General features: G+C 61.7%; 25 protein-coding genes. 10 read left to right on the top strand and 15 right to left on the bottom strand.

Features of this window, described 5'->3' with window-relative positions:
- Positions 1-53 precede the first annotated feature (53 nt).
- From ACM5SV_RS10200 to ACM5SV_RS10215, 4 genes are all read right to left on the bottom strand, one after another.
- Positions 54-899 carry a polysaccharide deacetylase family protein gene (locus tag ACM5SV_RS10200; protein ID WP_017993539.1) on the bottom strand — a complete coding sequence of 282 codons (846 nt, stop codon included), beginning with the start codon at positions 897-899 and terminating at the stop codon, positions 54-56.
- A gap of 241 nt (positions 900-1,140) precedes the next feature.
- Positions 1,141-3,024 (bottom strand): ABC-F family ATP-binding cassette domain-containing protein, encoded by a 1,884-nt coding sequence (locus ACM5SV_RS10205; RefSeq protein WP_130686209.1) that lies wholly within the window; start codon positions 3,022-3,024, stop codon positions 1,141-1,143.
- A gap of 102 nt (positions 3,025-3,126) precedes the next feature.
- The gene (locus tag ACM5SV_RS10210; protein WP_017993541.1) at positions 3,127-4,176 is read right to left on the bottom strand and encodes a GGDEF domain-containing protein; all 1,050 of its coding nucleotides are present in this window, start codon (positions 4,174-4,176) and stop codon (positions 3,127-3,129) included.
- Positions 4,177-4,319: 143 nt separating this feature from the next.
- A complete protein-coding gene (locus tag ACM5SV_RS10215; RefSeq protein ID WP_012756849.1) occupies positions 4,320-4,829 on the bottom strand; it encodes a DinB family protein in 510 nt (169 codons plus the stop codon).
- Between the two features lie 139 nt (positions 4,830-4,968).
- Between ACM5SV_RS10215 and ACM5SV_RS10220 the strand changes: the two genes are divergently transcribed.
- Both ACM5SV_RS10220 and ndk read left to right on the top strand, forming a co-directional pair.
- Complete coding sequence (locus ACM5SV_RS10220) at positions 4,969-5,658, top strand: glutathione S-transferase family protein (RefSeq protein WP_222014310.1); 690 nt, start codon at positions 4,969-4,971, stop codon at positions 5,656-5,658.
- An 81-nt stretch (positions 5,659-5,739) separates the two neighbouring features.
- Entirely contained in the window at positions 5,740-6,162 is a 423-nt protein-coding gene (ndk, locus tag ACM5SV_RS10225; RefSeq protein ID WP_003547097.1) for a nucleoside-diphosphate kinase, read from the top strand.
- Between the two features lie 84 nt (positions 6,163-6,246).
- Here ndk and ACM5SV_RS10230 read toward each other — a convergent pair whose 3' ends face one another.
- Positions 6,247-6,750 carry a hypothetical protein gene (locus ACM5SV_RS10230; protein WP_222014309.1) on the bottom strand — a complete coding sequence of 168 codons (504 nt, stop codon included), beginning with the start codon at positions 6,748-6,750 and terminating at the stop codon, positions 6,247-6,249.
- Positions 6,747-7,292 (bottom strand): CGNR zinc finger domain-containing protein, encoded by a 546-nt coding sequence (locus tag ACM5SV_RS10235; protein ID WP_222014308.1) that lies wholly within the window; start codon positions 7,290-7,292, stop codon positions 6,747-6,749. Before ACM5SV_RS10235 ends, ACM5SV_RS10230 begins: the two co-directional genes overlap by 4 nt.
- Before the next feature lie 64 nt (positions 7,293-7,356).
- Here ACM5SV_RS10235 and ACM5SV_RS10240 point away from each other — a divergent pair, with 64 nt between their 5' ends.
- Positions 7,357-8,253, top strand: coding sequence for a branched-chain amino acid ABC transporter permease (locus ACM5SV_RS10240; protein ID WP_222014307.1), 897 nt, complete (start codon positions 7,357-7,359; stop codon positions 8,251-8,253).
- Between the two features lies 1 nt (position 8,254).
- Here the strand turns inward: ACM5SV_RS10240 and ACM5SV_RS10245 are convergent, their stop codons facing one another.
- The 5 genes from ACM5SV_RS10245 to ACM5SV_RS10265 all read right to left on the bottom strand — a co-directional run bounded on the left by ACM5SV_RS10245 (position 8,255) and on the right by ACM5SV_RS10265 (position 12,838).
- Positions 8,255-8,716 (bottom strand): molybdenum cofactor biosynthesis protein MoaE, encoded by a 462-nt coding sequence (locus ACM5SV_RS10245; protein ID WP_222014306.1) that lies wholly within the window; start codon positions 8,714-8,716, stop codon positions 8,255-8,257.
- 258 nt (positions 8,717-8,974) lie between these two features.
- Positions 8,975-9,229, bottom strand: a complete 255-nt coding sequence (moaD, locus tag ACM5SV_RS10250) for a molybdopterin converting factor subunit 1 (RefSeq protein ID WP_012756855.1) — start codon at positions 9,227-9,229, stop codon at positions 8,975-8,977.
- Positions 9,226-9,816 (bottom strand): CDP-diacylglycerol--glycerol-3-phosphate 3-phosphatidyltransferase, encoded by a 591-nt coding sequence (gene pgsA, locus ACM5SV_RS10255; RefSeq protein WP_003547103.1) that lies wholly within the window; start codon positions 9,814-9,816, stop codon positions 9,226-9,228. Before pgsA ends, moaD begins: the two co-directional genes overlap by 4 nt.
- Before the next feature lie 215 nt (positions 9,817-10,031).
- Positions 10,032-12,074 (bottom strand): excinuclease ABC subunit UvrC, encoded by a 2,043-nt coding sequence (uvrC, locus tag ACM5SV_RS10260; RefSeq protein ID WP_222014305.1) that lies wholly within the window; start codon positions 12,072-12,074, stop codon positions 10,032-10,034.
- Positions 12,071-12,838 carry an SDR family oxidoreductase gene (locus ACM5SV_RS10265; protein WP_012756857.1) on the bottom strand — a complete coding sequence of 256 codons (768 nt, stop codon included), beginning with the start codon at positions 12,836-12,838 and terminating at the stop codon, positions 12,071-12,073. Before ACM5SV_RS10265 ends, uvrC begins: the two co-directional genes overlap by 4 nt.
- Before the next feature lie 365 nt (positions 12,839-13,203).
- On the opposite strand from ACM5SV_RS10265, the gene ACM5SV_RS10270 reads away from it, so the two are divergent.
- Positions 13,204-13,839 carry an outer membrane protein gene (locus ACM5SV_RS10270; RefSeq protein ID WP_012756858.1) on the top strand — a complete coding sequence of 212 codons (636 nt, stop codon included), beginning with the start codon at positions 13,204-13,206 and terminating at the stop codon, positions 13,837-13,839.
- Positions 13,840-13,924: 85 nt separating this feature from the next.
- On the opposite strand, the gene ACM5SV_RS10275 is transcribed toward ACM5SV_RS10270, so the two are convergent.
- Both ACM5SV_RS10275 and ACM5SV_RS10280 read right to left on the bottom strand, forming a co-directional pair.
- Complete coding sequence (locus ACM5SV_RS10275; protein ID WP_222014304.1) at positions 13,925-14,521, bottom strand: glutathione S-transferase; 597 nt, start codon at positions 14,519-14,521, stop codon at positions 13,925-13,927.
- Positions 14,522-14,581: 60 nt separating this feature from the next.
- Complete coding sequence (locus ACM5SV_RS10280) at positions 14,582-15,451, bottom strand: 23S rRNA (adenine(2030)-N(6))-methyltransferase RlmJ (RefSeq protein WP_221973248.1); 870 nt, start codon at positions 15,449-15,451, stop codon at positions 14,582-14,584.
- A 16-nt stretch (positions 15,452-15,467) separates the two neighbouring features.
- Between ACM5SV_RS10280 and ACM5SV_RS10285 the strand changes: the two genes are divergently transcribed.
- The 3 genes from ACM5SV_RS10285 (at position 15,468) to ACM5SV_RS10295 (ending at position 19,576) form a co-directional block, all read left to right on the top strand.
- Positions 15,468-17,672 (top strand): molybdopterin-containing oxidoreductase family protein, encoded by a 2,205-nt coding sequence (locus tag ACM5SV_RS10285; protein ID WP_222014303.1) that lies wholly within the window; start codon positions 15,468-15,470, stop codon positions 17,670-17,672.
- Entirely contained in the window at positions 17,669-18,262 is a 594-nt protein-coding gene (locus ACM5SV_RS10290; protein ID WP_012756860.1) for an NUDIX domain-containing protein, read from the top strand. The genes ACM5SV_RS10285 and ACM5SV_RS10290 overlap by 4 nt, the downstream gene beginning before the upstream one ends.
- Before the next feature lie 144 nt (positions 18,263-18,406).
- Positions 18,407-19,576, top strand: coding sequence for an alpha-D-ribose 1-methylphosphonate 5-triphosphate diphosphatase (locus ACM5SV_RS10295; RefSeq protein ID WP_012756861.1), 1,170 nt, complete (start codon positions 18,407-18,409; stop codon positions 19,574-19,576).
- Here the strand turns inward: ACM5SV_RS10295 and purN are convergent.
- A complete protein-coding gene (gene purN / locus ACM5SV_RS10300; RefSeq protein ID WP_012756862.1) occupies positions 19,573-20,244 on the bottom strand; it encodes a phosphoribosylglycinamide formyltransferase in 672 nt (223 codons plus the stop codon). The two genes, ACM5SV_RS10295 and purN, sit on opposite strands and share 4 nt — an antisense overlap.
- Complete coding sequence (gene purM, locus ACM5SV_RS10305; protein WP_017993551.1) at positions 20,241-21,314, bottom strand: phosphoribosylformylglycinamidine cyclo-ligase; 1,074 nt, start codon at positions 21,312-21,314, stop codon at positions 20,241-20,243. Before purM ends, purN begins: the two co-directional genes overlap by 4 nt.
- A 246-nt stretch (positions 21,315-21,560) precedes the next feature.
- On the opposite strand from purM, the gene ACM5SV_RS10310 reads away from it, so the two are divergent.
- The 3 genes from ACM5SV_RS10310 to ACM5SV_RS10320 all read left to right on the top strand — a co-directional run bounded on the left by ACM5SV_RS10310 (position 21,561) and on the right by ACM5SV_RS10320 (position 25,661).
- On the top strand, positions 21,561-22,685 hold the full coding sequence (locus tag ACM5SV_RS10310) for an AI-2E family transporter (RefSeq protein ID WP_012756864.1): 1,125 nt from the start codon (positions 21,561-21,563) through the stop codon (positions 22,683-22,685).
- Positions 22,678-23,391, top strand: a complete 714-nt coding sequence (gene hdaA, locus ACM5SV_RS10315) for a DnaA regulatory inactivator HdaA (RefSeq protein WP_012756865.1) — start codon at positions 22,678-22,680, stop codon at positions 23,389-23,391. The genes ACM5SV_RS10310 and hdaA overlap by 8 nt, the downstream gene beginning before the upstream one ends.
- A gap of 65 nt (positions 23,392-23,456) precedes the next feature.
- The gene (locus ACM5SV_RS10320; protein WP_012756866.1) at positions 23,457-25,661 is read left to right on the top strand and encodes an RNA degradosome polyphosphate kinase; all 2,205 of its coding nucleotides are present in this window, start codon (positions 23,457-23,459) and stop codon (positions 25,659-25,661) included.
- Position 25,662 lies beyond the last annotated feature (1 nt).

The raw sequence follows: 25,662 nt of genomic DNA on the forward strand, positions 1-25,662 counted from the left end.
TTCCGTTGACGTCGCACTGATCTAGGCAGCCAACCCGGGCTTGGCAACCCGCCTTAGCGGATCGTCACGAAATCGGCCGAGGCAACGACGGTGTTCGGCACCTCAGTCTTCTTGAATTTCAGCGTCACCACCTTGTAGCCTTCGGCTTCGAGCCTCGAGAGCAGGCTCGGCAGCATCGCCACCGTGCGTTTGTGGATGTCGTGCATCAGGATGATGCCGCGGCCGCGCTTGTGTAAGAGGTTCATCGTCCGCTGCGTCGCGGAGACCCGCGTCGTGGTGAAATAGTCTTTGCTGTCGATGTCGACATCCATGACCACCATGTCGCGCATGGCGATCGCAGCACGCAGCCTGTGGCTCTCGGCAAGATAGGGGAAGCGGAAGAAGGAGACATCGGTTCCGGTCGCCTTGGTCACCGTCAATTCGCCCTTGATCACCTCGGCCATCGCCGCGTCGAAACTCAGCGAAGCGAGGTTGGCGTGGTCATAGGTGTGACTGCCGATCGTGTTGCCGTCCTGGGCGACCTTGCGGGCGAGCGCCGGATGCATCTCGGCCATTTCGCCGACCATCATGAAGGCGCCCTTGACGCCGAACTGGTCGAGGATTGCCAGCACCTTGTCGGTCCGGCCGGGGATCGGGCCATCGTCGAAGCTCAGGATCACTTCCTTGTCCTGCAGCTTGAGCTCGGCGAGCGAGGAGACCTCCAGCGTCCGTCCGGCGAGATGGTGCGGGCCGGCAAGGCGCGGCGCCGCATCGTCGCCGGTATAGGCAAGCGCCCGTCCCTCGGGCGCGATCACCGAGGAGGTCTTGATCGAGGTATCGGGAGCGGCTTGTCTGGTGGTGCTGCAGGCGGAGAGGGCGGCCGTGAGGGCCATGCAGGACAGAATGAAAAAACGATACATGGAAAGGGCTCAACAAATCGGTAACGAATGTTGAGACAACCTTTCGGATTATGGTTAATGATCGGTTGATAATGGCCGGAATTGCGTTGATGTGCGGCACTTCGCCACGCTTTCGATAGAGTATGATGCCGAAAAGTGTCAGCGGTTTTCGGACGACATCATGCTCCAACTGTTTAATTTAGAACAGGATTCAGATTTTAGGCCGATCCGGCCTAAAATCATCCTGTTCTAAGGCCTGTGGCTATCCCGCCATCGCTTCTTCGTATTCGGCCGACAGCATCAGCCAGTCTTCCTCGGCAGCAGCGAGTCTTGCCGCAGCCTCGCCGCGTTGCTTCACCTTTTCGGCGGCCTTGGCGGGCGTCTTTTCGTAAAGGGCCGGATCCGCAAGTTCCGCATCAAGCGCCTGAATCTGTTTCTCCAGCTTCGCCGTCAAGGATTCGATTTCGTTGATCTTTTTCCTGAGCGGCGTCAGCGAGGCGCGGCGTTCGGCATTGAGCTTGCGCTGGTCGGCCTTCGACGTCGCATCTTCAGTCAGCTGCGGCTTTTCTTCTTTTTTTTTACCGGAACTGACGATGAGGTCGCGATACTCGTCCATATCGCCTTCGAAGGTCGTCACCGTACCGCCGTTGACCAGCCACAGCCGATCGACGGTCGCTTCGATCAGATGGCGATCGTGCGAGATCAGGATGACGGCGCCTTCGTAGTCGTTCAGCGCCTCGATCAGCGCGCGGCGGCTGTCGATGTCGAGGTGGTTGGTCGGCTCGTCGAGGATCAGCAGATTGGGCGCATTGAAGGCGGCAAGCCCCATTAGCAAGCGAGCTTTTTCGCCGCCGGAAAGATCCTTGGCGGCCGTCGCCATCTTCTCGGTCGCAAGCCCCATCTGGGCGACGCGGGCGCGCACCTTGGCTTCCGGCGCACCGGGCATCAGGCGGCGCACATGCTCCACCGGCGATTGCTCGGGAATGAGGTCGTCGAGCTGGTGCTGCGCGAAGAAGCCGATCTTCAGGCTCGGCGCGATCTTCACTTCACCGCTTTCCGGCGCCAGCCGGCCGGAGATGAATTTGGCGAAGGTCGATTTGCCGTTGCCGTTCGAGCCGAGCAGGGCGATGCGGTCGTCATTGTCGATGCGCAGATTGAGGTTCTTCAGGATCGGATTGCCGGGCTCGTAGCCAACGGCGCCGCTCTGGATCGCGACGATCGGCGAAGCCGGCTGCTTTTCCGGCTCGGGAAAAGTGATCGGCTGTACGTGGGCCTCGATCACCGCGGCAACCGTTCCCATGCGTTCCAGCGCCTTGACGCGCGATTGTGCCTGCCGGGCCTTGGAAGCCTTGGCCTTGAACCGGTCGATGAAGCCCTGCAGATGTTTGCGCGCCGCGTCGTTCTTGGCCTTGGCCTTGGTCTGCAGCTCGTCGGCTTCCGCCTTCTGTCGCTCGAACTGGTCGTAACCGCCGCGATAGAAGGTGAGCTTCTTCTGGTCGAGATGGACGATCGCATTGACGGCATTGTTCAACAGGTCGCGATCGTGGCTGATGATGATGACAGTGTGCGGATAGCGCCTGACATAATCTTCCAGCCACAGCGTGCCTTCGAGGTCGAGATAGTTGGTCGGCTCGTCGAGCAGAAGCAGATCCGGCTCGGAAAACAGCACGGCGGCAAGTGCGACGCGCATGCGCCAACCGCCGGAGAAGGAGGAGGCGGGGCGGGCCTGCGCGTCCTTGTCGAAGCCGAGGCCGGCAAGAATGCTCGCCGCGCGCGCTTCGGCCGAATGCGCGTCGATATCGACAAGGCGCATCTGGATTTCTGCGATGCGGTGCGGATCGGTTGCCGTTTCCGCCTCGGCAACGAGGGCCGTGCGTTCCTTGTCCGCGGCAAGCACGATCTCGATCAGCGCGTCTTCGGTCGCCGGCGCTTCCTGCGCCACCTGGCCGATGCGTGCAGCCTTGGGGATCGACACCGTTCCGCTCTCCGAGCCGAGATCGCCGGTGATGACGCGAAAAAGCGTGGACTTGCCGGCGCCGTTGCGCCCGACGAGTCCCGCCTTCGTGCCTGAAGGCAGCGAAACGCTGGCATTGTCGAGGAGCAGGCGCCCGGCGATGCGGGCGGAAATATCGGTGAGCGTGATCATGGCCGGCGTTTTGGCCGAAAGCGCCCGCCAAGGCAAGAGCGCTTGTCAGTCCTGGAGCATGATGCCCAAAAGCGGGAGTGGTTTTCGGACCTCCGGCGGGATCTAGCGGCCGAAAGCCTGCACCGGCAGTCGGGGGTTCGACTGCGCGGCGAGAAGCGCCACGCGGGCATTGGCCTGCAATTGTCCCGGTGTTGCCGCGTCGGTGCTGAGCGCCACGCCGATCGAGATGGTGAGCCTGCCGGGATCGGCCTTGTCGGATGTCGCGAAGACCAGATTGTCCTCGACGGAGGCGCGCAGCCGTTCGGCAATAGCAATCGCATCCTGCATGCCGACATTGGAAAACAACAGGGCGAATTCGTCGGCCTCGGTGCGGGCGACGAAATCGTTTTTCTTGACCGACTTGCTGAAAAGGCCGGCAAGCTTCTTCAGGAGCTTGTTGCCTGCCTGGGTGCCGTATTTGTCGTTGAGATCGGTGAAATTGTCGATATCGACCATGATCAGTGCGCTGCCGGCGGCACCTTCTTCACGCTTGTAGAGATCGGCGATCGTCCGGTTCAGCGCGATGCGGTTTGGAAGCCCGGTGATCCTGTCGGCGATCGCGGCCGATTGCATCGCCGAAATGCCGCGCTCCAGCGTTTCCAGCGTCTTGATATCGTCCTGCAGCTTCGCGCCGATTTCCATCTCGGCTGCAAGAACTGTCGAAAGCGAGGCAGTGAGATAATCGACCTCGCTGAGGAAGGCGGCAAGGCTCTGGTCGTCTTGGCCGGAGACGGATTTCAGGATGGCGCCGCAGGCGCGCGCAAAGGCGTTCTTGTGCTTCAGCCCTTCGGCAAGCCGCTCCGCCACGTCGCGCAGCATCCGGCTCGCCTCGTTCCGCGACGTCTCGCCCGCCAGCCCGCAATGGCCGACGAGCCGGTATTTCAGGCCGAGTTCGTCGAGCATCGGCTGCTGCGGCTGAGGGCCGAGTGCTGCAATATCCTGCGCAAGGCCTGCATTGAGCCCGATGATCGCCTCATGAAAGAGTTCGTAATTGCGCGGGAGCGCCGCAACGTTCAGGCGCGCCATGTGCTGGGCGATCTTCTGAATATCCGCCATCGGCGCCGGGCGCGCAGCCTCGCGCGGCACCAGTGCGTTTGCGCTTCCATTCTGCATGACGATCCCTCGCGACCCGGCCTCATTTCTCAGATCAGGCTATGCCCGCAAGCGTTTAAGAGAGGCTGAATTTTCGACGGGAAGCCTGGGATTCACGGGTGGAACCGGCGAAGGCGGTTAATTCAGTCTTGATGGTGAAGGTCTTACATCCACTCGCGGCCCTCGCTACGGAGGAAGTAGATGAGATCCAACGTGAGGCTCGGCTTGCCCAGCGCCGTCAGCGTCATGTGGCACTGGCCGCGATGATGGGTCTGGTGGTTGAAGAGATGCGCGAGCGCTGGCGCCAGCGGCTGGGTGAATTCGCCCGGTTGCGTCACCGGCACATAGGTGAAGTCGGCGGCAAGGGCTGCCTCGTCCAGCGTGTCCATCCAGGCAATGATACGCTCGTCCTCGGCTTTGCGCGCGGCAGCAAGCGCATCCAGTTCTTCGAAGAGCAGGGCATCGAGTGTCGTCGGTGCCTCGCCGGCACCGCTGAAGCGCTTCATCCATATCCGGTCGGCGACGATCAGATGATTGAGCGTGCGATGCAGCGAGCCGAAAAAAGCGCCGTGGTCGCTGCGGAATTCCGCGTCGCTGAGTTCGGCCGCAGCCGCATAAACTTGCGTGTTGGCCCAACGATTATAGGCGGCGAACATCCTGTAATGTCTTAGCATTCAGACCCTCCCGGATTGGTCGCGGCAGTCTAGCCCTTTTCCCCGGAAATCGCAGTGATGCGCCCATGAAATTTCCTGATTTGATCGCAGCCGCTTTCTGTCGTGGAATGGATGGAGCTACGATCTCGAAAGGACTGTTATGACGAGAGCCCTCTATTCCCTCTGCGGCGCCGATGAGCGGCGCTTCTTTTCGCCCCATTGCTGGAAGGCGGTGATGGCGCTGGCGCATAAGGGCCTTGATTTCGAGGAGATTCCGACGACCTACGCCCGCATCCGCGCGATCGGCGGCGGCGTCTCGTCGATCGTGCCCGTTCTCGACGACAATGGCCGACTGGTCCCCGACAGTTTCGACATCGCCCTTTATCTGGAGGAGGCCTATCCCGAGCGGCCGCCGCTGTTCAACGGCGAGGGCGGCAAGGCGCTATCGCGGATGGTGGAAGGCTATTCGCAGATGATCATCCATCCGGCGATCATGCGCATCGCTCTTCTCGATATCCATGCCAACCTCGATGAGGACGACAAGGCCTATTTCCGTCAAAGCCGGGAGGCTCGGCTCGGCAAGCCGCTGGAAGTGGTTGCCGCCGACAGCGAGGCGGAGAAGGCCGCCTTCGGCGCCAAGCTGGAGCCGCTGCGGCACATGCTGAAGTTCCAACCCTTCATCGGCGGGCAGACACCGCTCTTTGCCGACTATATTGTCTTCGGCGCGCTGCAATGGCTGCGTGTCTCCGCCGGTCTCGCCATGCTGGCCGTCGACGATCCCGTCATGCTCTGGTTCGAACGCTGCCTCGATCTTCACCAAAGCCGCGGCAGGACTGTGACAGCGGCGTGAAATTGCCGCCTACCTCTTGTTTTCGGGCGTTGGGGCGGGTAAAGACCGCCCACTTTTCCCGAGACAACAGAGGATTTGACTATGGCGATTGAACGCACCTTCTCGATGATCAAGCCGGACGCAACGAAGCGCAACCTGACGGGCGCCATCACCAAGATGCTCGAAGATGCCGGCCTGCGTGTCGTCGCTTCCAAGCGCGTCTGGATGAGCCGTCGCGAAGCCGAAGGCTTCTACGCTGTTCACAAGGATCGTCCCTTCTTCGGCGAACTGGTCGAAGGCATGACATCCGGCCCGACCATCGTTCAGGTGCTGGAAGGCGAAGGCGCGATCCTCAAGAACCGCGAGATCATGGGCGCGACCAACCCGGCAAACGCTGACGAAGGCACGATCCGCAAGGTTCACGCTCTGTCGATCGGCGAAAACTCCGTTCACGGTTCGGATGCTCCTGAAACGGCTGCCCAGGAAATCAAGTACTGGTTCTCCGATACCGAAATCGTCGGCTGAGGCCACGCTTCGGCATTCGCTGGCAATGCCTTGAATTGACTCTCGAAAGCCGGGGCCTTGCTCCGGCTTTTTCTATGCATTTCTCTATGCAGGGCATTTGTCGGTATTCGAGAAATCGACGGTGCCGTCAGGCTTGAAGACCTCCGGGTTCTTTTCATAAAGCGCGCCGAGTACGAGCGGCTTGCTCGGCAGGACGGTCTGGTCGAGGTCGGACCGAAACTGCGTCTTCAATTCCTGCAGCACCTTGCCGTCCTTGTCGACCAGCCGGACACTCACGGAATAGGGGCGGTCCTTGCGCACGCAGTGCAGTTTTTCGCTCTGCAGCGCGATCTTGTCATCGATCGGGTAGATCTTCTGGTTCAGCACCAGCGGATCGCCTCCTTCAGGATTTTCAAATTCGGCGATGATGACCGAACCGTCGGGGATGGGCCCTGTCTTCTTCAGCGTCAGCAGATAGGTGGCGCTCGCCACCCGATAGTTGAAGACGAAGAGATGGCCGGTGACCTCGACCAGGTTTTCAGCCTGTCGCTGGCAGGCGGAAAGTAGAAGGGCCGCTGCTGCGACCATCGCGATCATATATTTCCTCATGGCGTCTCCTCCTTCTTGCGGCGATAGTGCCGGTTCGCCTTGGTGCGGTTGCCGCAGACCGCCATGTCGCACCAGGCCCGGCTCCTGTTCTTGCTGCGGTCGATGAACAGCCAGCCGCAATTGCCGCAGATCTTCATGCGCTGGGGATCAGGCATGGCGATCAGCCGCAGCGCCGAATGGGCGGTCGCCGCGGCCAGGCTGCCGGGGCTTGCTTCGCGCAACGCCTGAGCCAGCGCCTCCAGCAGGCTGGCGAGCAATTGGTCGTGGCCGCCATTCAGTATACGCTTGCGGAAATAGAGGTCGATCGCTTCCCGCTGCGCGATGAAATCCGCCTCGTTTTCCGCCGCCACCGGCGCGATGTCGCCGAAGAGGGCACGCTCGGCGCAGAATTCGGCAGCGGCGCGGGGAAAGCTCCGCATCTGGTCCCTGACCGCGAAGCGGTCGATCCGCCGCGTTGCATCGTGGCGCAAAACGACGCTGTTGGCGACGTCGAGCGCCAGTGCGCCGCCGGCAAACCGGTGAGGGGTCCAAGCAAAGCTCATAATGAAATTATAACTAGCGAAATGGGTTTTACCAGTTATAATTTTGGTGAGCGGAGTGTCTGGAATGGCCTATCTTCTGCAGCAGCTGGCGAATGCGGTTCCGCTGGCCGCCCTCTATGCCGCGCTCGCCTTCGGTTATGCCGTAGCCTTCGGCGTGACGAAGCGGGCCGACATCACCTATGGGGCGATCTTCGCCTTCGCGGGCCAGATCCTGCTGCTCTTCACCGAACTCGCCTATGTCAGGTTTTGGCTGGTGCTGCCGGCCGCACTTGCCGTCGGCGCCTGCGCTTCCATCGTCTATTCCCTGGCGGCAGGCCTATGGATCGGCCGCTCGATCATGCTGCCGCTGGTCAGCAAATCGCCGAATACGGTCATCGTCGCTGCCCTCGGCATCATGATCGTGCTGATGGAGACCGCCCGGCTTGCCGCCAATACCCGCGCCATCTGGTTGCCGCCATTCCTGAACGACACGGTCGTCTTCTGGAGCGACGGCCTGTTCAAAGTGACGCTCACCCATATCCAGCTGATCAACACGGCGCTGATGTGCGTGATCGTTGCAGTTGGTACGCTGATCCTCAGGCGCACGGCCTGGGGCCGTGTCTGGCGCGCCGTCACCGATGATCCGCTGGCCGCCGAGCTCTGCGGCACCAGCGCCGATCGCGTCTTCCTCGTTGCCTATGCGGCCGGGGCGCTTGTCGCCACGATCTGCGGCATCCTCGCCACCTTCTATTACGGCTCGATGGATTTCGGCGCCGGCCTGATGTTCGGGCTGAAGGTGCTGCTGATCGCAGCCGTCGGCGGCTATTCCGATCCGCTGCGCTCGGCAGGCGGCGCCGCCGGGCTTGCCGTCGTCGAAACCATGTGGGGCGCTTACGGCCCCTTCGTCTGGCGGGATCTCGTCATCTTCTCGCTGCTCGTCCTGCTCCTGGTCATGAGCCGCAGGGAGCGCGTGGTTCTCTAATTTACTTCCACTTGTCGCGCGCTGCATCGTCGGCGTCTTTGGCCGCGACCCAGTCGCCGGTGGCGCCGTCCTTGCTGTGCTCCTTCTTCCAGAAGGGGGCTGCGGTCTTCAGGAAATCCATGACGAAATTCGCGCCGTCGAACGCCGCCTGCCGGTGCGGTGCGGCTGCGACGACGAGCACGATGTTCTCGCCGGCGGCGATCTTCCCGTAGCGGTGGATGGCGGTCAGCCCGAGAAGCCCGAAACGCGCGATGGCAAGATCGCCGATGCGCCGCATCTCCGCTTCGGCCATGCCGGGATAATGCTCGAGTTCGAGGGCCGCCAGCGTGCCGCCTTCATCGCGGCAGAGGCCGGAAAAGGTGACGACGGCGCCGATGCCGGATTTGCCTTTGGAGAGCAGATCGACCTCGGCCTGCAGGTCGAAGTCCTCATGCTGGACGCGGATGGTGGGGGTGATGGTCACAGCGAAGTCCTTCGCTGCTTTGATGTGATTGCAAAGAATGCCGAAAGGCTGTGCCGCGGAAGCCCCCCTCTGCCCTGCCGGGCATCTCCCCCACAGGTGGGGAGATCACAAGTGGCGCGCTCTTCCTGCCCATTTACCGTTTCGCCGGGCTGAAACGTCGATTGTTTGAGGAAACCCGTGCGCCCAGCCAATCTCCCCACCTGTGGGGGAGATGCCCGGCAGGGCAGAGGGGGGTGATGTGGCACCACCATCACCGCCTCATCCCCCCGTCATCGGCGGAAATATGCCGATCTCTTTCGCCCCTGATATCGGCTCGTCATGCTCGACATGCTCCATGTCGAGCGCCACGCGGATCACGTCGGGATATTGAAGTGCGGTCTCATATTCTTCTCCCAGCGTCTTCAAATGATTCAGGAGATCGGCGACGGTGACGACGGAGGAGGGGAGGTCGATCTCCTCCTCGCCCTTGCCGATACGCTCGCGCACCCAGGCGAAATAGACAAGCCGCGTCATTCCTCGTCATCCACGATATGTTTCACCCCGGCGCGGAAATAGTCGTAACCGGTATAGATGGTCAGCAGTGCGGCGATCCACAGCAACGCGATGCCGGTCTGCGTCGTATAGGGGAAAATCTCGTCTCCGGCCGGGCCGGCGAGCAGGAAGGCGATGGCGACGAGCTGCAGAGTCGTCTTCCACTTGGCAATCCGCGTCACCGGTACGCTGACTTTCAGCGCCGCCAGATATTCGCGCAGTCCCGACACCAGGATCTCGCGGCAGAGAATGGTGATCGCCGCCCAGATCGACCAGCCGGCGATTGTCTGGTCGGCCGCGACCAGGAGAAGGATCGAGGCGACCAGCAGCTTGTCGGCGATCGGGTCGAGCATGCGGCCGATATTCGACGTCTGGTTCCAGATGCGCGCGAGATAGCCATCGAGGAAATCGGTGAGCGAGGCGATGACGAAGATCCACAGCGCCACCCAGCGCGCCGTATTGCTGATCGACAGCCTGCCCTCGATGAAGAAGCAGAGAACGATCAGCGGTACGGCGAGGATGCGGCCGTAGGTCAGAAGATTGGGAATGCTATACGCACGCGATGCCATGGGATCGTTTCTCTGAATTGATGCGCCGCTGCAGCGCCGCGCGTCTTTTCAGGCGCGCAAAGGACGCTGTAACACTTTAGAATATCCGCATCGAGCTTTCCGAAAGTCGATTCCGATTTTCGGGCCGATGCGGTAGATGACGGCTTTGGCCGCGGACCGTCAACATTCTTTCTGTCTTTTCACCGCCTTTGCGTGGAATTTGCGACGGACGCCGGTTATTTCGCGGCGTCGTCATGGAAATGGTTATAGACCTGCTTGGCGACGGCTTCCGATATGCCTTCCACCGCCATCAGGTCGGACAGGGCGGCGCGCGAAACCGCCTTTGCCGTGCCGAAATGCTGAAGCAGCGCGCGTTTGCGCGACGGGCCGATGCCTCCGATCTCGTCGAGCGGGTTCTTGATCATTTCCTTCTTGCGCCGTGCCCGGTGCGAGCCGATCGCGAAACGGTGCGCCTCGTCGCGCATGCGCTGGATGAAGTAGAGCACCGGATCGCGCGGCGGCAGCGTGAAGCTCTCGCGTCCCGGCGGGAAGAAGCGTTCACGCCCGGCGTCGCGGTCGACACCCTTGGCGATGCCGATCGCTGTCACGCTGTCGGTGATCCCGAGTTCGGCAAGGATGGCGCGCACCGCCGTCATCTGCCCCTGGCCGCCGTCGATGAGGATAACATCGGGCCAGGTCGGGAAGGGCATGTCGGCGGCGTCGGGTGTGGCCACCTGCGCCGTCCGGTCAGGAATGCCGTCCTCCTTGATCAGCCGCGAGAAACGCCGCGACATCACCTCCTTCATCATGCCGAAGTCGTCGCCGGGCGTGATGTCGGTCGATTTGATGTTGAACTTGCGGTACTGGTTCTTGACGAAACCTTCCGGCCCCGCGACCACCATGCCGCCGACGGCATTGGTGCCCATGATATGCGAGTTGTCGTAGATCTCGATCCGCTGCGGTGCATAGGCAAGCCCGAACGTCTCCTTGAAACCTTCGAGCAGCCGCGACTGCGACGCCGTCTCGGCAAGCTTTCGCCCATGTGCCTCACGCGCATTGCCGACGACATGGTCGACCAGATCGCGCTTCTCGCCGCGCTGCGGCACGAGGATGGAAACCTTGTGGCCGGCCTTTTCGCTGAGTGCTGCGGCGAGCAGCTCCAGCTCCTCGACCGTCTGCGACAGCATGATCTGCTTCGGCACCGGCTTGTCGTCGTAGAACTGCGCCAGGAAGGAGTTCAGCACTTCGGCGCCGGAAAGCTGCGGATCGGCCTTCGGGAAATAGGCGCGGTTACCCCAGTTCTGGCCGGTGCGGAAGAAGAACACCTGGATGCAGGAGATGCCGCCCTCATGATGGATGGCGAAAACGTCAGCCTCCTCGACGCCGGCCGGATTGATGCCCTGATGGCTCTGCACATGCGACAGTGCGGCGAGGCGATCGCGATAGATCGCCGCCCGCTCGAAGTCGAGGTCTTCGGCCGCCTGGTTCATCGCCTCGGCCATATGCGACTTCACCTTCTGGCTCTTGCCGGACAGGAAGTCCTTCGCCTCCTGCACCAGTTCGCCGTACCCCCCATCGCTGACCTCGTGGGTACACGGCCCGGAACAGCGCTTGATCTGGTAGAGCAGGCAGGGGCGTGTGCGCGTTTCGAAGACGCTGTCGGTGCAGGTGCGGATCAGAAAGGCGCGCTGCAGCGAGTTGATCGTCCGCCCGACCGCGCCGGCCGAAGCGAAGGGCCCGAAATAGTCGCCCTTTCGCGCTCTCGCACCGCGATGCTTGAAGATCGCCGGCGCCCGGTGGTCGCCGGTGATGAGGATATAGGGAAAGGACTTGTCGTCGCGCAAAAGCACATTAAAGCGCGGCCGCAAGCGCTTGATCAGATTCGCTTCCAAGAGCAGCGCTTCGGTTTCCGTGCGCGTCGTCACGAATTCCATGTTCGCCGTTTGGCGCACCATCTGGGCGATGCGGTTGGAATGCACGCGGCCGACGGCGTAATTGTTGACGCGCTTCTTCAGGCTGCGTGCCTTGCCGACATAGAGCACGTCGCCCTCGGCATTGAACATCCGGTAGACGCCGGGGCTGTTCGGCAGCCGCTTGACGAATTCGCCGATCAGTTCCGCGCCGAGAAGCCCGGTTTCATTGAGGCTGCCCGCATTCCAGTCGACAGCAGCCGCAAGCGGCACGGCGACGGAAGCGTCGCCTTCCACTTCGATATCGTCTTCGCTCTCATCCGTCTCGTCGTAGAGAACGCCGCCATCCGGCAGCTTTCGTCCGTTCATTCCGTAATCTCCGCCACATCGGGCGTCTGCCAGGCAAGGTGCTGGCCGCCGTCTAGGGCAATCATCTGGCCGGTGACCGAGGGCGTGTCGTAAAGGAAGCGAATCGTTTGTCCGAATTCCTCCAGCGCCGGCCCTCGCTGCAAGATAAGGGCTGAGACCTGCGCTTGGAAGTCCTCCATCGCCTGCCGCTCGCTCGGCATCGACGGGCCGGGGCCGATGGCATTGACGCGGATGCGTGGCGCCAATGCCTGTGCAAGTGTCTGCGTCGCCGTCCACAGCGCGGATTTGGAGAGGGTATAGGAATAGAAGCTGGGCCTCAGCGCCCAGACCCGCTGGTCGATGATATTGACGATCAGCCCCGCTGCCTCAGCCGGCATCTGCTGCGCGAAGGCCGCAGCAAGGATAGAGGGCGCACGAACATGCAGGTCGAAGTGCAATGCCCATGTGGCGGCATTGAAACTACGCGCGGAATCATGCTGAAAAACCGACGCATTATTGATGAGCAGATCGACCGGCCCGAGCGCTTCCGACGCCTTCGCGACCAACGCGCCCGTTTCGCCGATATCGGTGAGATCGGCTTGCAGCGCGATCGCTCGATATCCCTTCCGCCGCAATTCCGCCACCAGCTCTTCGGCCTCACCGATCGAGCCGTTCGCGTGGATGGCAACGGAAAAGCCATTTGCAGCAAGGTCTTCGGCGATTGCTCGGCCTATTCTCTTAGCAGCCCCTGTTATAAGGGCCGAGCGAAGTCTTTTGTGGTTCAAAATCGTGCCTTCTGATCCCGCGAGTCTGTCTGCAGACTATATAGGCGCCGACGGTGATTATATAAATAGGCCGTTGCGGTTGCCTCGGGGAGAGGGGTATTCTATGTATTATTTAAGAATGCGATTTCTTAAAATAAGTATTTTCAGTTTAACACTTCAGTATGGTTAATGAAGTGTATGTTGCGCCAAAGCAACATCGAATTTCAGCCATGCGGAAGCCACAATGATATCACAATTTGGCTCTTTCAAATCCGCATTTGAGTTCCAATTTCAGCCTCGATCCGGAAGGGACATCTGGCAATATCCCGCCAATGCTTCACTGATAGACAGATGACAAGCGGCGCGGGACTGAAAGGAGACTAAGTATGCGTGTACTCATTGCTGGCCTCATGGCCTCCGTTTTTGCGATTGCCGGCCTCTCGGCAGCTCAGGCGGCCGATGCCGTCGACCAGATTCCGGAAGCACCGGTCGCCCAGGACGCTCCAGTCAAGCCGGCAGGCAACTGGGAAGGCTTTTACCTCGGCGGCGCCGGCACCTACAACATGGGTGACTTCGGTTCCGACCGCCACACCTACGGTTTCGGCGGCCAGGTCTTCACCGGTTACAACTGGCAGCAGGGCCAGATCGTTTACGGTGTTGAATCCGATCTCGGCTACAGCGGCGACGACGTCTCCTCGGGCGGCGTCAAGAACAAGTATGGTTGGAACGGCTCCGTCCGTGGCCGCGTCGGCTACGACATGAACCCCTTCCTGCTCTACGGCACGGCCGGTCTTGCCATCGGCGACGTCAAGGTTTCCGACGACACCTCGGACGAAAGCAAGACGAACTTCGGCTACACGGTCGGCGCCGGCGTCGAAGCCTTCGTGACCAACAACATCACGACGCGCCTCGAATATCGCTACACCGACTACCAGAGCAAGGATTACGACCTCGACTCCGGCAGCTTCTCGCGCGGTTACGACGAGAACAGCGTCAAGCTCGGTATCGGCGTCAAGTTCTAGGCTCGTCGAATATCCGAACATCGAAAAGCCGGGCACGTCGCCCGGCTTTTTGATGTCTGCTCGTTGCTCCAGACGCTGAGCCCGCTCAGCCCTCGGACTTGAGCTCGCTATGGGCCGGGAATTTCTTGTCGAACTGCCGCTGCCAGTCGATCAGCGGCGCATGATCGGCTTCCCACTGGTCCTTGAAGCGCAGCTCGAGATAATCGAGCGTCGCGGCCAGCGCGAAATGCCCGCCATTGAGCTTCTTGCGTGTTTTCGGCGGACTGGCGCTGAGATGAGCGAGCGCGCTCGTAGCCTTCTTCCACTGCCGGTCTATCCACGGTTGGTGAATTTTTTCCTCGTCGCGGAAGCGCCGCTCGTAGACGATCGCCAGCAGGCAGTCGCAGATGCCGTCGCAGAGCGCCTCGAGGATTTCCGCATCCGTGCGCTTGCCGTTCTTCGAAGGGTAGAGCCCGCCCTTCGTCAGCCGGTCGAAATAATGCATGATCGCCACGCTGTCATATATCGAGACCCCGTCATCGGTCAGCAGCGTCGGGATCTTGCCGAGCGGATTGTTGTCCACCAGGATCGCCGGTCCGGTATTGGTGTCGACCCGGATAGCGTTCAGCTCCAGCCCGAGAAAATGCGCGGCCATCCGCACCTTGTTGGAATAGGGCGAGGCGGGCGAACAAAGGAGCTTCATGGGACACCTGATGAGATTGTGGCGCTGCGGCGCGGACTATTCCTGAAGCAGCTTAACGGGTCAATCGTCCTTGACCGCCTTGTTCTCGCCGCGCAGCCAGAAGGCGCGGTGCGAGGCAAAACGGTCTTGCGCCAGATGGTCCTTCAATGCGGGCAGCAATTGGTGCAACTCGTCCTTCAGCGTGAAGGGCGGGTTGACGATGACGAGGCCTGAGCCCGTCAGTCCGGTAATGCCGCGGTCGCTGCGGACGGCAAGTTCGGCGCAGAGCATTTTCGGGATGTCGAGCGCCTGCAGGCTCTCGTGGAATTCCTTGATCGGCGCGCCCTTCTTCAGCGGGTACCACAGGCAATAGGTGCCGCCGGGAAAGCGCCGATAGGCCTTTTCCAGCCCTTCGGCCAGCCGCTGATATTCGTCCTCCTCCTCGAAGGGCGGATCGACCAGCACGATGCCGCGCTTCTCCTTCGGCGGCAGATGCGCGCCGAGTGCCAGCCAGCCGTCAAGCTCGGTGATGCGGGCGTGGTGGTCGCCCTCGAACAGCCGGTGCAGCCTGACATAGTCCTCGGGGTGCAGTTCCATCGCCGACAGCCGATCTTGCGGCCGGAACAGCATGCGCGCAAGTTTCGGCGATCCGGGATAGAAACGGATGCCGCCCTGCGGATTGAGTTCGCGGATTGCCGAGAGGTAGGGCTCCAGCAGTTCGGAAACCTGAGGGCCGAGGTCTGCCTCCATCAGCTTGCCGATGCCATCGAGCCATTCGCCGGTTTTCTGTGCTTCTTCCAAGGAGAGGTCGTAGAGCCCGATACCGGCATGCGTGTCGAGCACGCGGAATCCGCCATCCTTCTTCTGCATGTAACGGATCAGCCGCGTCAGCACGACATGTTTCAGCACATCGGCAAAGTTGCCCGCGTGATAGATGTGGCGGTAGTTCATTTTTGCTGATGTCCGTATGAATTCGCGTCATGGGGAATTTTTGTGGCTTTTGGCCGTGCAAGCCTTGGAATATACAAATGCCATGAACATTGCGACCCCCATCCACGCCAAATCAGAAAAGCCGGACAACAGGGTGGGCCACACCGCCTGTCCGCATGACTGTCCCTCCACCTGCGCGCTGGAGGTCGATATATCAGAGGACGGCCGCATCGGCCGTGTGCGCGGCGCCAATGACCATTCCTACACGTCAGGCGTCATTTGCGCCAAGGTCGCCCGTTACGCCGAGCGGCTCTACCATCCCGACCGCCTGATGCATCCTCTACGCCGCGCCGGCGCCAAGGGGGCAGGGCGGTGGCAGCAGATTTCCTGGGACGATGCGCTGGATGAGATCGCCGAAGCCTTTGTGAAGGCCGAGGCAAGGGACGGCAGCGAGGCGATCTGGCCCTATTTTTACGCCGGCACCATGGGCTGGGTGCAGCGCGATTCCATCGATCGCCTCCGTCATGCCAAGCGTTACTCCGGCTTCTTCTCGTCGATCTGCACCAACCCCGCCTGGACCGGCTTCACCATGGCGACCGGCACGCTGCGCGGTCCCGATCCGCGCGAGATGGGCCGCACCGATTGCGTCGTCATCTGGGGCACCAACGCGGTGTCGACCCAGGTCAATGTGATGACCCACGCCATCAAGTCGCGCAAGGAGCGCGGCGCGAAGATCGTCGTCATCGACATTTACGACAATCCGACGATGAAGCAGGCCGACATGGCGCTGATCGTCAGGCCGGGCACCGACGCCGCACTCGCCTGCGCCGTCATGCACATCGCCTTCCGCGACGGTTACGCCGACCGCGATTACATGGCGAGATACGCCGATGATCCCGCCGGTCTCGAAGCGCATCTGAAAACCAAGACGCCGCAATGGGCCGCTGCTATCACCGGCCTTTCGGTCGAGGAGATCGAAGCCTTCGCCAGCCTCGTCGGCACGACGAAGAAGACCTTCTTCCGCCTGGGTTACGGCTTCACCCGCCAGCGCAACGGCGCGGTCGCCATGCATGCGGCCGCCTCGGTCGCCACCGTTCTCGGCTCCTGGCAATATGAGGGCGGCGGCGCCTTCCATTCGAACAGCGATATCTTCCGCATGAACAGCGCCGAACTGACCGGCCGGTCGATGAAGGATGCCGATATCCGCATGCTCGACCAGTCGCAGATCGGCCGCGTGCTGACCGGCGATGCCGTGGCGCTGCGCCATCGCGGCCCGGTGACGGCTATGCTGATCCAGAACACCAATCCCGCCAACATCGCCCCCGAGCAGCGCCTCGTCAGACGTGGCTTTGCCCGTGAGGACCTCTTCGTTGCCGTCCACGAGCAGTTCCTGACCGAAACGGCCGAGATCGCCAATATCGTCATTCCGGCAACGATGTTCGTCGAACATGACGACATCTACCGGGCCGGCGGCCAGAACCATATCCTGCTGGGGCCGAAGCTGGTCGAGCCACCGCCCACCGTGCGCACCAATCTCTTCGTCATCGAGGAACTGGCCAAACGCCTCGGCGTCGCCGATCGCCCAGGCTTCGGCTTTACCGCCCGCGAGATGGTCGACCGCATCCTCGAATCGAGCGGCCTGCCGGATTACGATCATTTCCTCGAACACAAATGGTTCGATCGCCAGCCCGCTTTCGAGGAAGCGCATTATCTGAACGGCTTTGCCCATCCGGACGGCAAGTTCCACTTTCGCCCGGACTGGATCAATCAGCCGGCGCCGAACAAACCGCCGGCGGCAATCGGCGCGCTCGGTCCGCACGCAGCGCTTCCAGACTTCCCCGATCAGGTCGATGTCATCGAAGTCGCCGATCCCGAGCATCCCTTCCGCCTCGCCACGTCGCCGGCGCGCAACTTCCTGAATTCGAGCTTTTCGGAAACCAAGACCTCCCGGCAGAAAGAAGGCCGCCCTGAAGTGATGATCAATCCGGCCGACGCCGAAGCCAACGGCATCACCCATGGCGATCTCGTCCGCATCGGTAACAGCCGCGGCGATCTGCGCATCCACGCCCGCATCACCACTGAAGTGAAATCAGGCGTGCTGATTGCCGAGGGCCTTTGGCCGAACAAGGCGCATGTCGACGGCGAGGGCATCAACGTCTTGACCGGCGCCGACCCCGTCGCGCCTTATGGCGGTGCGGCCGTGCACGACAACAAGGTCTGGCTTCGCAGGGACGCAGCATGATGCAGCCGAAATCCCGGGTGAAAATCGCCGGCGAGGAAACCCTGTCGAATGGGTGGACGCGGCTGAGCAGCTATCTGCTCGACTATATCGACCGCAAGGGCGCAACCCATCGGTTGAAGCGGGAAGTCTACCACCGCACGCCCGCCGCCTGCATTCTGCTTTATGATCCCAGGCGCGACCTCGTCGTTCTCGTCCGCCAATTCCGCCTCGCCGTTCATCTCAACGGCGATCCCAGCTGGATAATCGAGGTGCCGGCAGGCCTTCTCGACGATGACCATCCCGAAACGGCGATCCGTCGCGAGGCGATGGAGGAGACCGGCTATCGCCTGCGCGAGGCGCGCTTCCTGTTCAAATCCTACACCTCACCGGGTGCCGTCACCGAAGTGGTCCACTTCTTCGCAGCCCTCGTCGACATCGCCGACCGCGTGGCCGAAGGCGGCGGCCTGGACGAGGAGCACGAGGATATCGAAGTCCTCGAGATTCCGCTCGACGAGGCGGCGACGATGATCGAAACCGGCGAGATCTTCGACGTCAAGACGATCGTGCTTCTGCAATGGGCCTTGTTGAACAGGGCAAAGCTGACAGCGTGAATCTGCGGAGCGAGCGCATCGGGTCATTTCCAAAGCGCAAGTTTCCGCTTTAAGATGATACGGCGCGAAATTTCATACGACTGTCACGTAGCAGTTCTATGCGCTGCGGTTTGTCAATCATCGGATGCGGTCAGGAGAAAGCCCATGTGGCTCAGCAATTTCACCCTCGTTCTCCCAAACGAGGTGGTGAGTGAAGGTTCCGTGCGTGTTGAGGGTGGCGTCATCGCCGAGATCCGGCCGGAGCCGGTCGCCGGTGCTGCCATCGATGGCGGCAGGCGGCTGCTGATGCCGGGATTCGTCGATCTCCACGGCGACATGATCGAGCGCGAGATCGCCCCGCGGCCGAACGCGACGATGCCGATCGATTTCGGCATCCACGAACTCGACAAGAAGCTTGCCGCCGCCGGTGTCACCACGGCGTTTGCCGCCGTCTCTTTTGCGACCGAAAGCGTCTACGGCCACGTCCGCTCGCTGGAGACGACATCGGCGGTGATCGAAGGCATCAACCGCCTGCGTGATGATCTGCTGATCGACCACCGCGTCCACGCCCGTTACGAGATCACCAATGTCGGCGCAGCGCCTGCACTCGAACGCCTGCTGAATGCCGATCAGATCGACATGGTCTCGCTTACCGACCATACGCCGGGTCAGGGCCAGTACAACAACCTGCAAAGCTACATCCTTAGCATCTCCGAGCGCCGCGCCATCTCCGAGGAAATGGCGGCGGAGATCGTCGCCAAGCGCATTGCCATGCGCAACAATGCTGACATCGAGGCCAAGCTGAAGGAGATCGTCGCGCTGTCGCTGAAGCACAAGCTGTCGCTTGCCTCGCATGACGATGACAGCGTCGAAAAAGTCGCCGAGATGCACGATCTTGGCGTCACAATCAGCGAGTTTCCGGTCACCGCGCCTGCGGCCGAAGAGGCGCGCCGCCGCGGCCTCTGGACGCTGATGGGCGCGCCGAACGCGCTACGCGGCCAGTCGATGTCGGGCAATCTCAGCGCGCTCGATGCCGCAAGGGCCGGCCTGCTGAGCGTCATCGCCGCCGATTATCATCCAGCTGCCTTCGTGCCTGGCATTTTCAAGCTTGCCGACATGGTGGACGGCGGCCTGCCGGCAGCCGTTGCCATGGCGACCGGCAATGCGGCCCGTTCCGCCGGCCTGTCGGATCGCGGCGAGATCGCCATCGGCCAGCGCGCCGATCTGGTCGTGGTCGAGCCGGGTGATATCAATCGCATCCGCGCCACCTTCCGCGCCGGCCGCTTCGTCTACAGCGACGGCACGCTGCATCCGTTAAGGGCGCTGGCGGCTTAAGCGCGGTCGCCGATCAGCGAAATAAGCTGGGTCTTGGGTGCGGCGGTCGAAGCCTCCGCGCCGACGGCCTTGCCGCCTTCCATCGTCACACGGCCTTCGGCAAAGAGCCGCAGCGCTTGCGGGTAAATCTGGTGTTCGATGGTGAGCACACGCGCGGCAAGGCTTTCGGCCGTGTCACCGGAAAAAACAGGTACGGCCGCCTGGCCGATCACCGGCCCCTCATCCATGCCTTCGGTGACGAAATGCACCGTGCAGCCGGCGATCCGCATGCCGGCGTCGATCGCCCGCTGATGCGTATGCAGGCCCGGAAATAAGGGCAGCAGGGAAGGGTGGATGTTGAGCATCCGGCCTTCATAACGCTGGATGAACGTCGCCGTCAGCAGCCGCATATAGCCTGCCAGGCAAAGAATATCGGGTTTAAGCTCGTCGAGCGCCGAAAAGATCGCCGCCTCATGCGCGTCCTTGCTGGCGTAGTCCTTGCGGGGAAAAGCGAATGTGGCAATGCCTTCGGCGGCGGCCTTGGCAAGCCCGCCGGCATCCGCCTTGTCGGAAATCACCCCGACGATCTCGGCCGGATAGTCGGCTGCCTTTGCCGCCGCAACCAGCGCCATCATGTTGGAGCCGCTGCCTGATATGAAGACGACGGCGCGTTTGCGCGGCGAACTCATATGGCAAGCGTGCCCTTGTAGACCGTGCCGGCAGCGCCTTCTTCGCGGGCGATCATGCGGCCGAGCGTGATAACTGTCTCGCCCTCGGCTTCGAGAGCCGCGGAAACCGTCGCGACATTCTCGCCGGCAACAACGGCGATCATGCCGACACCGCAGTTGAAGGTGCGCAGCATTTCCTTGGATTCGACGCCGCCCGTCTTGGCGAGCCATGAAAACACCGGCGGCACCTTGACGGCGGCAAGATCGATCTCGGCCGTCAGATGCTTCGGCAGCACGCGCGGAATATTTTCCGGGAAGCCGCCGCCGGTGATGTGCGCCAGCGCCTTGATGGCGCCGGTCTCGCGGATCGCCTTCAGAAGCGGCTTCACATAGATGCGTGTCGGCTCGAGCAGGGCTTCGCCGAGCTTCTTGCCCTCGGCGAACGGCGCCGGTGCATCCCAATCGAGGCCGGACAATTCGACGATCTTGCGCACCAGCGAGAAGCCGTTGGAATGAACGCCGGAGGAGGCAAGGCCGAGGATCACGTCACCCTCGGCAATATCGCCGGATGGCAGGAGCTTGCCGCGTTCGGCCGCACCGACAGCAAAGCCGGCGAGATCGTAGTCGCCGGAGGAATACATGCCGGGCATTTCGGCCGTCTCGCCGCCGATCAGCGCGCAGCCGGCCTCGCGGCAGCCGGCGGCAATGCCGCCGACGATGGCCGCACCCTGATCGGGGTCGAGCTTGCCGGTCGCGAAATAATCCAGGAAGAACAGCGGCTCGGCGCCCTGTACCACGAGATCGTTGACGCACATGGCGACGAGGTCGATCCCGACGGTGTCGTGATAGTCGGCATCGATCGCGATCTTCAGCTTGGTGCCGACGCCGTCATTGGCGGCGACGAGAACCGGATCGGTAAAACCTGCCGCCTTGAGATCGAAAAGCCCGCCGAAGCCGCCGATCTCGCCGTCGGCGCCGGGACGGCGGGTCGAGCGCACCGCCGGCTTGATCTTCTCGACGAGGAGGTTGCCGGCATCGATGTCGACGCCCGCATCGCTATATGTCAGGCCGTTTTTCCCAGACTGGCTCATGCTGGTCTCCGATGGCTATTTCAGGCGGCAAACGTGCCGCGTCATCTGCCGGTCGCAATTGCATGACAGGGGCTTTTATGCAAGCGCTGCATGGCAAAAGCCCCCAATTTCCCGCGTCTTCTTCCGGCCTTTCCGGGATTTGGCGCGACAGGGTTGACCATCTTTGCGCCTGCATCCTATGTGCTGAATGGCCGCTTCGGATCGCATGCGGCGTTCGGCGGCGGCGAGCGATCAGCGGGGAAGGCAATGCCACAGCAAGTCAGTGGGAACATTCTCAAGCGTCAGATCTTCTTCTGGCTGGCGGCGCTCGTCTTTTTCATCGCCTTCCTTTATGTCTTCAGCTCGATCCTGTTGCCCTTCATCGCCGGCATGGCGATCGCCTATTTCCTCGATCCGGTGGCCGACCGGCTGGAGCGGCTGGGTCTGAGCCGCATGATGGCGACCATCGGCATTCTCGTTGCCTTCGTCATCGTCTTCGCGCTGGCGCTGATGATCCTCATTCCGGTGCTGATCAGCCAGTTCAACGATTTCGCTCAACGTCTGCCGGGTTATATCAGCCAATTGCAGCAGTTCATCACGCAGGCGCAGAATTCGCTGCTGCCGGACTGGGTCGAGAACCAGATGGGCGCGATCAAGGACAATCTCTCCGGCATCCTGTCGGAGGGCATGGGCTTCCTCACCGGGCTCTTTGCGCAGATCTGGAATTCCGGCAAGGCGATCGTCGACGTCATATCGCTGCTTGTGGTCACCCCCGTCGTCGCCTTCTACATCCTGCTCGATTGGGACCGTATGGTCGCCAAGGTCGATCAGTGGATCCCGCGCGATTATGTCAGCGATGTTCGCCAGATCGCCAAGGAGATTGACCAGGCAATCGCCGGTTTCATTCGCGGCCAGGGCTCGCTCTGCCTCATCCTCGGCATCTATTATGCCGTCGGCCTTTCTCTCGTCGGGCTGAATTTCGGCCTGCTGATCGGCCTCTTCGCCGGCATGATCAGTTTCATTCCCTATGTCGGCTCGATGGTTGGCCTCGTGCTCGCCATCGGCGTGGCGCTTGTGCAGTTCTGGCCCGATTATCCGTGGATCGGGCTGGTGCTCGTCGTCTTCTTCAGCGGTCAGTTCCTCGAGGGCAACATTCTGCAGCCGAAGCTCGTCGGCTCCAGCGTCGGCCTGCATCCGGTCTGGCTGATGTTTGCGCTGTTTGCCTTCGGCGCGCTCTTCGGTTTCGTCGGGCTTCTGGTTGCGGTGCCGGCGGCTGCGGCCGTCGGCGTCCTTGTTCGTTTCGCGCTTTCGCGCTACCTTCAGAGCGATCTTTATTTTGGCGGGTCGCCCAGTGGCCGCGCCCGGAAGACGAAATCAGTTCCCAATGAATGACGTGAAGAACGCTGATCCGAAGCGCAAGGCCGGAGAGCAGCTGCCGCTGGTCTTTTCGCACGATGCCGCAAGCGGGCGCGACGACCTGCTGATTTCGGAGCGTCTTGCCGCCGCCGTTTCGATCGTCGATGCCTGGCCGGCATGGCCGTCGCCGGTCGTCGTGCTCGCCGGCCCCGTCGGCTCCGGAAAATCGCATCTCGCCCGCATCTGGCGGGAATTGAGCGGCGCCGTCGACATCCATCCCGAGCTTGGCTCCGACGCCGCAATTGCTGCCGCCGCCGGCCCGGTGCTGTTCGAGGATGCCGACCGCCTCGGCTTCGACGACAACGCGCTCTTCCACGTCATCAACAGCGTCCGCGAAAACGGCACCAGCCTGTTGATGACCAGCCGCCTCTGGCCGATGTCGTGGCCGGTTTTGCTGCCCGATCTGCGCTCGCGCCTGAAAGCGGCAACCGTCGTCGAGATCGGCGAACCCGATGAGGCGCTGTTGTCGCAGGTGATCGTCAAGCTCTTTGCCGACCGGCAGCTTTATATAGATGACAAACTCGTGCTCTATATCGTTGTCAGGATGGAGCGGTCGCTGAACGCGGCCCAGACGATCGTCGAAAGGCTTGACCGGCTGGCCCTGTCGCGGGGCACGAAAATCACCCGGTCTCTTGCTGCCGAAGTATTGAATGAATTGGGAAATTCGGAACCGGCCGATTGACTGTCACAGTTCCGTCGTCAAACTGATATAATTGCCTTTGCGGTTGATAACGGGGTAAGCGGACCATGGATAGTGCAGTCGCAGAACAGCAGGAACTTACTCCTGAGATCAACGACAACGTCCCGCCGCTGGAAGAGCTGCTCAAGAGCCCCGAACGCTTCATCAACCGGGAGTTCTCCTGGCTGCAGTTCAACCGCCGTGTTCTGGAAGAGACTTTGAATACCGAGCATCCGCTGCTCGAGCGCGTCCGCTTCCTGTCGATCTCCGCCGCCAACCTCGATGAATTCTTCATGGTGCGTGTCGCTGGCCTCGAGGGTCAGGTGCGCCAGAACATCGTCATCCGCAGCCCCGACGGCAAGACGCCGGCCGAGCAGCTCGACTCGATCCTGCAGGAGATCGACCATCTGCAGATGGAGCAGCAGGCCTCGCTCGCCGTCCTGCAGCAATATCTCGCCAAAGAAGACATCCTGATCGTGCGTCCCGGCGCCTTGAGCGATGCCGACCGCCAATGGCTGGCCGCCGAATTCGAACAGGCGATCTTCCCTGTTTTAACGCCGCTATCGATCGATCCCGCCCATCCATTCCCGTTCATTCCGAACCTCGGCTTCTCGATCGGTCTGCAGCTGGTCAGCAAGAATGGCCGCGAGCCGATGACGGCGCTGCTGCGCCTGCCGGTGGCACTCGACCGCTTCGTCCGCCTGCCGGATGATGGAAACACCATCCGCTACATCACGCTCGAAGATGTCGCCAACATCTTCATCCACCGGCTCTACCCGGGTTACGAGGTGCAGGGCTCCGGTACGTTCCGCGTCATCCGCGACAGCGATATCGAAGTCGAGGAAGAGGCCGAGGATCTCGTCCGCTTCTTCGAAACGGCGCTGAAGCGGCGCCGTCGCGGCAAGGTCATCCGCATCGAGACCGACTCGGAAATGCCGGCGTCGCTGCGTCAGTTCGTCGTTCAGGCGCTCAATATCCCTGATAATCGCGTCGCCGTTTTGCCGGGCCTTCTGGCATTGAACACCCTGTCCGAGATCACCAAGGCGCCGCGCGAGGATCTCAGGTATGCGCCCTACAATGCGCGATTTCCCGAGCGTGTTCGCGAGCATGCCGGCGACTGCTTCGCCGCCATTCGCGAAAAGGACATGGTCGTCCACCACCCCTACGAATCTTTCGACGTGGTGGTCCAGTTTCTGCTCCAGGCTGCGCGCGATCCTGATGTCCTGGCGATAAAGCAGACGCTTTATCGCACCTCCAACGACAGCCCGATTGTCCGCGCGCTGATCGACGCCGCCGAAGCCGGCAAGTCGGTGACGGCGCTGGTCGAGCTCAAGGCTCGCTTCGACGAAGAGGCGAATATCCGCTGGGCGCGCGATCTCGAGCGCGCCGGCGTGCAGGTCGTCTTCGGCTTCATCGAGCTCAAGACCCACGCCAAGATGTCGATGGTCGTCCGGCGCGAGGAAGGCAAGCTGCGAACCTATTGCCACCTCGGAACGGGCAACTACCACCCGATCACCGCGAAGATCTATACAGACCTCTCCTATTTCACTTGCAATCCGGTGATCGCCCACGACATGGCGAATATCTTCAACTTCATCACCGGCTACGGCGAGCCCGAACAGGGCATGCAGCTCGCCATCTCGCCCTATACGATGCGCCCGCGCATCCTGCGCCACATCGAGGAAGAGATCCAGCACGCCAGGAACGGTGCGCCTGCCGCGATCTGGATGAAGATGAACGCGCTTGTCGACCCCGACATCATCGATGCGCTCTATCGCGCCAGCCATGCCGGCGTCGAGATCGATCTCGTCGTGCGCGGCATCTGCTGCCTGCGCCCGCAGGTGCCCGGCCTTTCGGAAAAGATCCGCGTCAAGTCGATCGTCGGCCGCTTCCTCGAACACAGCCGCATCTTCTGCTTCGGCAACGGTCACGGCCTGCCATCCGACAAGGCGCTGGTTTACATCGGTTCGGCCGACATGATGCCGAGAAACCTCGATCGCCGTGTCGAAACCATGGTTCCGCTGACGAATCCGACCGTTCACGAGCAGGTCTTGTCACAGATTATGCTCGGCAACGTGATTGACAATCAACAAAGCTACGAGATATTGCCCGACGGTACGTCGCGACGCATGGAAGTGCGCAGGGGCGAAGAACCGTTCAATGCGCAGCAGTATTTCATGACCAATCCGAGCCTGTCGGGCCGTGGTGAAGCTCTGAAGTCCAGTGCGCCGAAGCTGATCGCCGGCCTGCTCGAAGGCCGCAACAACAAGTAAA

Source organism: Rhizobium sp. CRRU65 (assembly GCF_048551595.1).
GTDB lineage: Bacteria > Pseudomonadota > Alphaproteobacteria > Rhizobiales > Rhizobiaceae > Rhizobium > Rhizobium leguminosarum_J.

Coding starts and splice junctions, on each gene's coding strand:
- ACM5SV_RS10200 (WP_017993539.1), bottom strand. CDS start 899: ATGTATCGTTTTTTCATTCTGTCCTGCATGGCCCTCACGGCCGCCCTC.
- ACM5SV_RS10205 (WP_130686209.1), bottom strand. CDS start 3,024: ATGATCACGCTCACCGATATTTCCGCCCGCATCGCCGGGCGCCTGCTC.
- ACM5SV_RS10210 (WP_017993541.1), bottom strand. CDS start 4,176: ATGCAGAATGGAAGCGCAAACGCACTGGTGCCGCGCGAGGCTGCGCGC.
- ACM5SV_RS10215 (WP_012756849.1), bottom strand. CDS start 4,829: ATGCTAAGACATTACAGGATGTTCGCCGCCTATAATCGTTGGGCCAAC.
- ACM5SV_RS10220 (WP_222014310.1), top strand. CDS start 4,969: ATGACGAGAGCCCTCTATTCCCTCTGCGGCGCCGATGAGCGGCGCTTC.
- ndk (WP_003547097.1), top strand. CDS start 5,740: ATGGCGATTGAACGCACCTTCTCGATGATCAAGCCGGACGCAACGAAG.
- ACM5SV_RS10230 (WP_222014309.1), bottom strand. CDS start 6,750: ATGAGGAAATATATGATCGCGATGGTCGCAGCAGCGGCCCTTCTACTT.
- ACM5SV_RS10235 (WP_222014308.1), bottom strand. CDS start 7,292: ATGAGCTTTGCTTGGACCCCTCACCGGTTTGCCGGCGGCGCACTGGCG.
- ACM5SV_RS10240 (WP_222014307.1), top strand. CDS start 7,357: ATGGCCTATCTTCTGCAGCAGCTGGCGAATGCGGTTCCGCTGGCCGCC.
- moaD (WP_012756855.1), bottom strand. CDS start 9,229: ATGACGCGGCTTGTCTATTTCGCCTGGGTGCGCGAGCGTATCGGCAAG.
- pgsA (WP_003547103.1), bottom strand. CDS start 9,816: ATGGCATCGCGTGCGTATAGCATTCCCAATCTTCTGACCTACGGCCGC.
- uvrC (WP_222014305.1), bottom strand. CDS start 12,074: ATGAACGGACGAAAGCTGCCGGATGGCGGCGTTCTCTACGACGAGACG.
- ACM5SV_RS10270 (WP_012756858.1), top strand. CDS start 13,204: ATGCGTGTACTCATTGCTGGCCTCATGGCCTCCGTTTTTGCGATTGCC.
- ACM5SV_RS10275 (WP_222014304.1), bottom strand. CDS start 14,521: ATGAAGCTCCTTTGTTCGCCCGCCTCGCCCTATTCCAACAAGGTGCGG.
- ACM5SV_RS10280 (WP_221973248.1), bottom strand. CDS start 15,451: ATGAACTACCGCCACATCTATCACGCGGGCAACTTTGCCGATGTGCTG.
- ACM5SV_RS10285 (WP_222014303.1), top strand. CDS start 15,468: ATGAATTCGCGTCATGGGGAATTTTTGTGGCTTTTGGCCGTGCAAGCC.
- ACM5SV_RS10290 (WP_012756860.1), top strand. CDS start 17,669: ATGATGCAGCCGAAATCCCGGGTGAAAATCGCCGGCGAGGAAACCCTG.
- ACM5SV_RS10295 (WP_012756861.1), top strand. CDS start 18,407: ATGTGGCTCAGCAATTTCACCCTCGTTCTCCCAAACGAGGTGGTGAGT.
- purN (WP_012756862.1), bottom strand. CDS start 20,244: ATGAGTTCGCCGCGCAAACGCGCCGTCGTCTTCATATCAGGCAGCGGC.
- purM (WP_017993551.1), bottom strand. CDS start 21,314: ATGAGCCAGTCTGGGAAAAACGGCCTGACATATAGCGATGCGGGCGTC.
- ACM5SV_RS10310 (WP_012756864.1), top strand. CDS start 21,561: ATGCCACAGCAAGTCAGTGGGAACATTCTCAAGCGTCAGATCTTCTTC.
- hdaA (WP_012756865.1), top strand. CDS start 22,678: ATGAATGACGTGAAGAACGCTGATCCGAAGCGCAAGGCCGGAGAGCAG.
- ACM5SV_RS10320 (WP_012756866.1), top strand. CDS start 23,457: ATGGATAGTGCAGTCGCAGAACAGCAGGAACTTACTCCTGAGATCAAC.